Below are 6,890 nucleotides of genomic sequence, written 5' to 3'. Positions count from 1 at the left end.
CCCTTGGGTGGCGTGTCCGGGGCCGGGCAGAACCTGACCGCCGTGACCACACTGACCGGCGAGCGGGCCCAGGCGCTCAATCGCGACGCCTGCGCTGCGGCGGCGCGGATACTGTCTGCGGTGGGAAGCCGCCCCAGGTCGCTGCCCATCGCCGGCGACGGGGCGGCACCGGTCTTGTCGGTGACGTCGCGCGGGACCGGTGCCGGCGGCGGCGCCGCCCTGGTGCTGCGCGCACTCGGCGCCCGGGCGCTGCCCGGGGCGCGCGTCATGTCAGCGCTGGAAGGGCTGGAGGATGCGGTGGCCAACCAGGATCTCGTGGTCACCGCGGCCGGTGAGGTCTACGACGTCGTCGCCGACTGCGTGACGGCGGTGGTCGGTGAGGCGGCCGGCGCGCAGGCGTTGCCGACGGTGCTCGTGGCCGGCAGGCTGGCAGCTCCGCGTGGCGAACTTGCCGCGGCCGGCGTCGTCACCGCCTACACGTTGGAGCAGCCCGGTACCGACGCGGCAACGTGGAGGACCGACGCTGGGCTGCGTGACCGTCTGGTGGCGGCCGGCGGCCGGCTGGCCCGCACCTGGTCGCGCCGCTAGAGCTGGGGGTGCGGTGCGAGGGCCAGCGTGTCGCGGCTGGCTCGTGGCATGGTGTCACCGAAACCGGCACTAATAACGTGCCCAAACCGGCACTTGTGACGTGCCCAAACCGGCACAAATAACGTGCCGAAACCGGTCGATATGACGAGGCGGAGTTGCCGGGGCTCAACATGCCCGCGGTGCCCAGGGCATCGACTGTGTGTGTCGGTGCTTGATGGGCGTTCTTGATGCGGTGTGGCAGTCGCCCGTGGGGTCTGCGTCGGACGCGCGGGCTGGGCACGCTCCGACAAGCGGAGTGCGAATACGACCCGTCGGGCCCCAAACCTTCGGTTTACGTGGGGTCTCGGGCCACAGGGGTTGTACTCGCCCCGAGACGGCAGGCCCAGGTGCCGGCGCCCTGGTCGCCTGCCTCCGGGCTGGGCGGGCTCGCGCAGCTAGAACCCATCCCCTCAGCACTAGCGCGCACCGGCAACCACAACCACATCGACCGGTCTCGGCACGTTATTAGTGCCGGTTTCGGTGAAAGGGGGGCGGACGGAAGCGACCATCTAGAGCTGGGTGTGCGGTGCCGGCGCCGTCGAGCCGCGGACAATGAGATCGGGGGTGAAGAGCAGCTCGGTGTCGGCAGGCTCCTCACCGCCGATGGCGGACAGAAGCGTGGTGACGGCGGCCCGACAAATGGATGCGACCGGTTGCCGCACGGTTGTCAGCGGCGGGTTGGTCATGGGGATCAGGGGGGAGTCGTCGTAGCCGATGACCGACACGTCCTGCGGCACCGTCTTGCCGGCGGCACGCACTCCGGAGATGACGCCCAGAGCCATAATGTCCGATCCGCACACGATTCCGGTGCAGTCCTGCGCCAGCAGGCGGGCTGCGGCGCTGGCCCCGCCCTCATAGGTGTAAAGGGTCTCCACGATGCGCAGCGGCTGGTCGGGCAGGTTGGCACGCATGCCGTCCTCATAGCCGGCGCGTTTACGCTGGGCGGGCACCATCCGACCGGGACCGATTGCCAGGCCAATACGGGTGTGGCCCAGACTGGCCAGGTGATCGACGGCCATGCGCGCCGCCGCTCGATCGTCGGTGGCGAAACCGGGCACCTTGATGGTCGGCGCGTTGCCGTTGATGGTGACGAGGGGAACGCCGCGTTCGCGCAGCCGCTGGTAGCGTGTGACGTCGCCACCGGTGTCGGAGTGGCGTCCGGACACGAAGATAATGCCGGCCACGCCCCGATCCACGAGCATTTCAATGTACTCGTCCTCGCTGGTGCCACCCGGAGTTTGGGTACACAGCAGCGGCGTATGTCCACTCGGGGCGAGCAGCTGTTCGATCTCCTGCGCGTACAGCGGGAAGATCGGGTTGGAGAGCTCGGGGACGATGAGGCCCACGAGGCCCTTGGATGCCTGGCGGAGCGACTCCGGGCGTTCGTAACCGAGTAGGTCGAGGGCGACGAGTACTTGGCGGCGGGTCACTTCCGCCACATTTGACTTGCCGTTGAGGACACGGGACACGGTCGCCGTGGAGACTCCCGCCTGCTCGGCGATGTCGGCGAGGGTGATGCGCTGTTGCACGGTGCCCATACTAAGCGGAGTCATGCCGGACTCACCGCGCGTAGGCGCATTCTGAACGGGGCAACGCCGGGTGCAGCAACACAATGGCGGAACCGGGGGCGGTGGCGTGGATCGTCAGCTCCCCGCCAGCGTCGCCGAGGATGGTGATCTCGACGCCGTCCATCGCCTCGACCTCACCGGCAGTCCCGGCCGGGAGTGTGGCCAAGGGCAGACTGAGCGGTGCACATGCGGCTCGGGCCAGCACAACCAGCACGTCGCCGTCCGGGTGGGTCCGCATCCAGACGATCAGGCCGTCGTCGGCGTATACCCAGCGCATGCCGCCGCGGCGCAGTGCCGGAAGCTCATGGCGCAGCCGACTCAGGTGCCGGTAACGCTCGAGGACGACGCGGTCGACCGCTCCCCATGCGCCTACGGGACCAATATCGTCGGTGGGGGTGGTGCCTGGGGGCGTGGTCCAGGGCATGGTGGTGCGGGCATGTTCACCGGTGCGCCCGGTGGCGCCGAGCTCGTCGCCGGAGAAGACGGTGGGCACTCCCGGTGCGGTGAATAGGGCAGTGGCCGCGACCAGCTGCGCCTCACGAGAGCCCACCACGGTGCGGATTCGGGGAGTGTCGTGGGAGCCCAGCAGATTCATGGAATGGGCGATGGAGGTGGCGGGCATGTGAGCGGCGTACTCGCGCACCCCCTGCGCAATTGACTGCGCTGGCAGGGAGGGGATCCCGGTGGGGATGCCCAGCCAGGTCAAACCGTCGTCGGGGTCGGGACTGGCCAGCCAGGACCATAGCGGCCGGGTGAAACCGTGATAGTTCATGGTGCCCTGCCAGCCCGGGCCGGTCAGGTCCCCGGAGGCGTCGTGTCCGTGCTCGGCCACCAGCCACAGGGGGCGGCCGGTGGTGGCTTCGACCTGCCGCATGGTGGCGCGCATGTCGGTTGCCGCCTGGTGGGCCAGGTCGACCATCCCGCTGCGCCCGGTCATATTGGCCACGTCGGTGCGCCAGCCGTCGGCGTTGAACGGTGGTAGCAGCCAGTGCGCGGTTACCGAGTCGGGACCTCGCAGCAGCCGGTCCCGCATTGCGTCGGAGCAGTGGTTGAGCTTGGGCATCTCCTTGACCCCCATCCAGGTGACGTACTGGTCGGGATGGCGGTCAAAGGTGTAGAAGCCGGCCTCCGGGGAGTGCTCATCGGCGACGGCGCTGCGGAACCAGTCGTGTCCGACCCCGGTGTGATTGGTGGTCAGATCGAGCAGCAGTCGCATGCCGCGTTCGTGCAGGGCGCTGGACAGCCGGACCAGCGCCGCGTCGCCGCCGAGGAGCTCGTCGACATGGTCGAAGGTCGTGGCATCGTAGCGGTGGAGGGATCCCGCCGGGAAGATCGGGGTGAGATAGAGCGTGTTGATGCCGAGTTCCTGGAGGTAGTCGAGGTGGTCGGCAATACCGTCCAGGTCTCCGCCGTACCAAGCCGCCCCGCTGGGCGGCCCCGCCACCGGGGGCTCCTCCAACCATTCGTGCGCTTGCGCCCACGCGGGCGCGATGCGTTCACGGGGAGGGGTATGCGCGGCGAAGCGGTCCGGGAAGATTTGGTAGCAGACCGCATCAAGCACCCAGTCGGGGGCATCGTCGTCGGCCAGAACTTGGAAATCCGTGGCGTCGGGGACGTCGTGGTCGGCCAGACCGGCGGCGTGGAACCAGACGTAGGGGTGTTCGGAGTGCGGCGAGAGCAGCAGGAAGCGGTAGTGGTTGACCGGGTTGACCAGCCGGATGGTGGCCTCCCACCAGGAGCCGGCGCGAGTCTTGGCGACGAGTGTGGCGGGAATGAGTGCCGGCTCGCCGTCAACCACCTGGCGCACGATGACCCGTTCGGGCTCCCAGGGCTCGGGCACCCAGAGCCGAGCGGTGAGTTCTGCCCCCGGCTGGTGCGTACCCAGAAGGTAGGCCGGGCCGGTGTCATGATGCGGCTGGGACAAAAAGCGCGTCGTCGAACAGGCCATGGCTCAGCCCTTCACCGCGCCGGCGGTGGCGCCGCCGACAATGTACTTCTGCAGGTACTGGAACAGGGCGATGACCGGAACCATCGTCATGACCGAGCCGGCGGCGAAGATGCCCAGGTTGTTGGACCGGTCGCCCGACAGCATGCCGTACAGGCCGACGGCGAGGGTCTTCTTCGAATCGTCGGTGAGGAAGATCGAGCCGAGGAGGAATTCGGAAATGATGCCGACAAAGGCGAGGAGGAAGGTGGTGGCCAGGATCGGCTTGAGCGAAGGCAGCAGGATTCGGTAGAAGACCTGCCAGTGGGTGCAGCCATCGAGGATGGCGGCCTCGTCGAGCTCTTTCGGAATGGTGTCGAAGGTGCCCTTGATGAGCCAGACCTGCCCCAGTGCGCCGCCCATGAGGGCCAGGCAGTAGCCGAGCAGTGTGTTCAGACCGATCGTGGGTAGCACATCGCCGATATCGGAGATCATCGTGTAGATGGCGATCATCGACAGGGTGGTGGGGAACATCATGATGAGCAGCAGTGCCAGCAGGCCCCCGCGGCGTCCCTTGAAACGGAAGCGGCTGAAGGCGTAGGCAGCCAGGACGGAGAAGAAGATCTGGGCGGCCGCCACCACCGCGCACACGATGAGCGTGTTGAGGTACCAACGGGTGAACGGGCCCTTCGCACCGCTCAGCAGCGTCTCGTAGTTGACGAGGCTGAACCGGGTGGGGATGAGAGACGTCGAGGCCACCGTGCCCAGCGGATTGAGGGAGGCCGAAATGACATACAGGATTGGGAAGGCGGCGAAGATGAGTGCAAGCACTCCGACAATGTGGCGCCAGCCGACTTCCTGGAACCAGCGGCCGAAGGGCTGGCGGTTCTGCTTGATCGGCGCGGCCGGATCCTTGACAGCGGAGGCGGCGGTTGTGGCTGTGGTTTCAGTCATGAGTCATTCAGTCCCTTCCGGCTCTCAGTTGATGTCTTCGAGGCGGCGGGTCGCGGTGAATTGAGCCGCGGCGAGGACGCCGGTAATGATGAACAGGATGACGGAGACGGCCGAGGCGAAGCCGTAATCGGCCCCCGAGCCTCCGAAGGCGATGCGGTAGACCATGGAGATGAGGATGTCCGTGCCGCCGCGCGTGTACTCGCCGGCGGCGAAGGGACCGCCCTCGGTGAGTAGCTGGATGGCGTTGAAGTTGTTGAAGTTGAAGGCGAAGGTGCTCACTAGCAGCGGGGCGACCGAGACCAGCAGCAGCGGGGTGATGACGCGCGTGGTGGTTTGCCAGCCGCTGGCGCCGTCGATGCGGGCCGCCTCTTTGAGGTCGTCGGGGATCGATTGCAGGGCGCCGGTGCACACAATGAACATGTAGGGGAAGCCCATCCAGGTGTTGGTCAGCAGCACGGCGACCTTCGCCCACGTGGGATCACCCAGCCAGTTGATGTGCAGGTTGAGGGTTTCATTGATGAGGCCGAAGTCCCGGTTATAGAAGTTCGACCAGATCAGCAGGGAAATGAATCCGGGGACGGCGTAGGGCAGCAGCAGGAAGGAGCGGTACAGCTTCTTGCCGCGGATGCGATCATCGTTGAGGGTGAGGGCCAGGAAGTAGCCCAGGAGGAAGGTGAGCAGCATGGAGCCGGCGGCGAAGATAAGGGTCCAGGTGAAGGCGCCACCCAGCTGCTTGAGCAGGCTCTGATTGCCCAGCAGGCGCTCGAAGTTGGCCCAGCCGACGTTTTGTTTCCAGGACTGGGCGAGCCGGTCGCCGGCGGCGTTGACGTAAAACTCGGAGTTGCCGACCCTCTGCACCGTGTAGACGTCGCCCGTTTGGGTATTGGTGATGGAATCGGTGGCCTCGTCGTACACCATGGTCTTGGTGCCCTCGAAGGCGGCGCGCACGCCCTGGACCTTGATAGCGGTGGTGTCGGACACCGAGAGCGTCAGCTGGCTGATGGCATCGTAGGCGGTGTTGATCTGTTTGGCCGTGAGAATGGTGTAGCCGTCGGCAGCGGTGACGAAGCCGTCGGTGACGGTGACCTCAACGTCGGTGGCTGGTTGCACGGTCTCCCCGTCTGCGCCGTAGAGCACCTCGGCGGTGTCGGTGTCCACGAGGAACAAGGTGAAGGGCCCCTCCTCGGCACTGCCCGTCGTGCCCACGGAGAGGTTGAACAGCGGCGAGTCCGGTGCCTGGATGACGGAGTTGTTGGTGATGGTGGTGATGGCCTCTTCCTTGGTACCGCGGAAACCGTCACCGAAGTTGGTGAAGGCGGTCTGGATCGTCATGACGATCGGCACGATGAGAAAGACGGAGAGGAAGAAGGTGCCGGGGAAGAAGTACTTGCCGGGGACGAACCGCCTGGTGGAGTACAGAATGAAGATGGCTACGGTTGCTGCCACCACGATGACCAGCCACAGCCACATCTTCCCGGCGACCAGTAGCGGCACCAGGTAGGCGGCGAGGGCCAGGGCAGCGCCGAGGACGAGCACGCGTCCGAGCACGGAGCGGATCGTCGTGGTGCCTTCTCGAACTGCCGCGCGCTTGGCTACGCGGCGCCCGCGTTTGCGAGCAGTGGGTGACGTTAACGTCATCGTCGGGAGACCTTTCATGGGCGGACCGGTAGCAGCATTGGGACCGGGTGCCGTTTACTGAGAAGACTGAAGTTGGGAAGACTGACATGGCTGGCGCCGACACGGCGCGTCAGCAGGGAAAGAAGGCAGGCAGGGTAGCCGCACCGGGGGCGGGTCGGGTGCGGCGGGCGCGGTGAGGG

General features: G+C 66.7%; 5 protein-coding genes. 1 reads left to right on the top strand and 4 read right to left on the bottom strand.

The window, feature by feature from the left end:
• The coding region (locus RWX45_RS09460) for a glycerate kinase (RefSeq protein WP_316023480.1) at positions 1 to 588 on the top strand (588 nt) is incomplete at its 5' end.
• Positions 589 to 1,136: 548 nt separating this feature from the next.
• Here the strand turns inward: RWX45_RS09460 and RWX45_RS09455 are convergent.
• Genes RWX45_RS09455 through RWX45_RS09440 form a run of 4 tightly spaced genes read right to left on the bottom strand, consistent with a single transcriptional unit; the run spans position 1,137 to position 6,711 of the window.
• Positions 1,137 to 2,156 carry a LacI family DNA-binding transcriptional regulator gene (locus tag RWX45_RS09455; RefSeq protein WP_316023481.1) on the bottom strand — a complete coding sequence of 340 codons (1,020 nt, stop codon included), beginning with the start codon at positions 2,154 to 2,156 and terminating at the stop codon, positions 1,137 to 1,139.
• Between the two features lie 31 nt (positions 2,157 to 2,187).
• Positions 2,188 to 4,119 carry a glycoside hydrolase family 13 protein gene (locus RWX45_RS09450; protein WP_316023479.1) on the bottom strand — a complete coding sequence of 644 codons (1,932 nt, stop codon included), beginning with the start codon at positions 4,117 to 4,119 and terminating at the stop codon, positions 2,188 to 2,190.
• Between the two features lie 27 nt (positions 4,120 to 4,146).
• The gene (locus RWX45_RS09445) at positions 4,147 to 5,073 is read right to left on the bottom strand and encodes a sugar ABC transporter permease (RefSeq protein WP_316023478.1); all 927 of its coding nucleotides are present in this window, start codon (positions 5,071 to 5,073) and stop codon (positions 4,147 to 4,149) included.
• 24 nt (positions 5,074 to 5,097) lie between these two features.
• Positions 5,098 to 6,711, bottom strand: a complete 1,614-nt coding sequence (locus RWX45_RS09440; RefSeq protein WP_316023477.1) for an ABC transporter permease subunit — start codon at positions 6,709 to 6,711, stop codon at positions 5,098 to 5,100.
• Positions 6,712 to 6,890 lie beyond the last annotated feature (179 nt).

This window comes from Actinomyces sp. MRS3W, assembly GCF_032465695.1.
Classification (GTDB): Bacteria; Actinomycetota; Actinomycetes; order Actinomycetales; family Actinomycetaceae; genus Actinomyces.
This window is presented reverse-complemented; position numbering and strand designations above follow the sequence as displayed.

What these genes read in the sequence shown, in the direction of transcription:
- RWX45_RS09445 (WP_316023478.1), bottom strand. Translation starts at nt 5,073, where the DNA reads ATGACTGAAACCACAGCCACAACCGCCGCCTCCGCTGTCAAGGATCCG.
- RWX45_RS09440 (WP_316023477.1), bottom strand. Translation starts at nt 6,711, where the DNA reads ATGACGTTAACGTCACCCACTGCTCGCAAACGCGGGCGCCGCGTAGCC.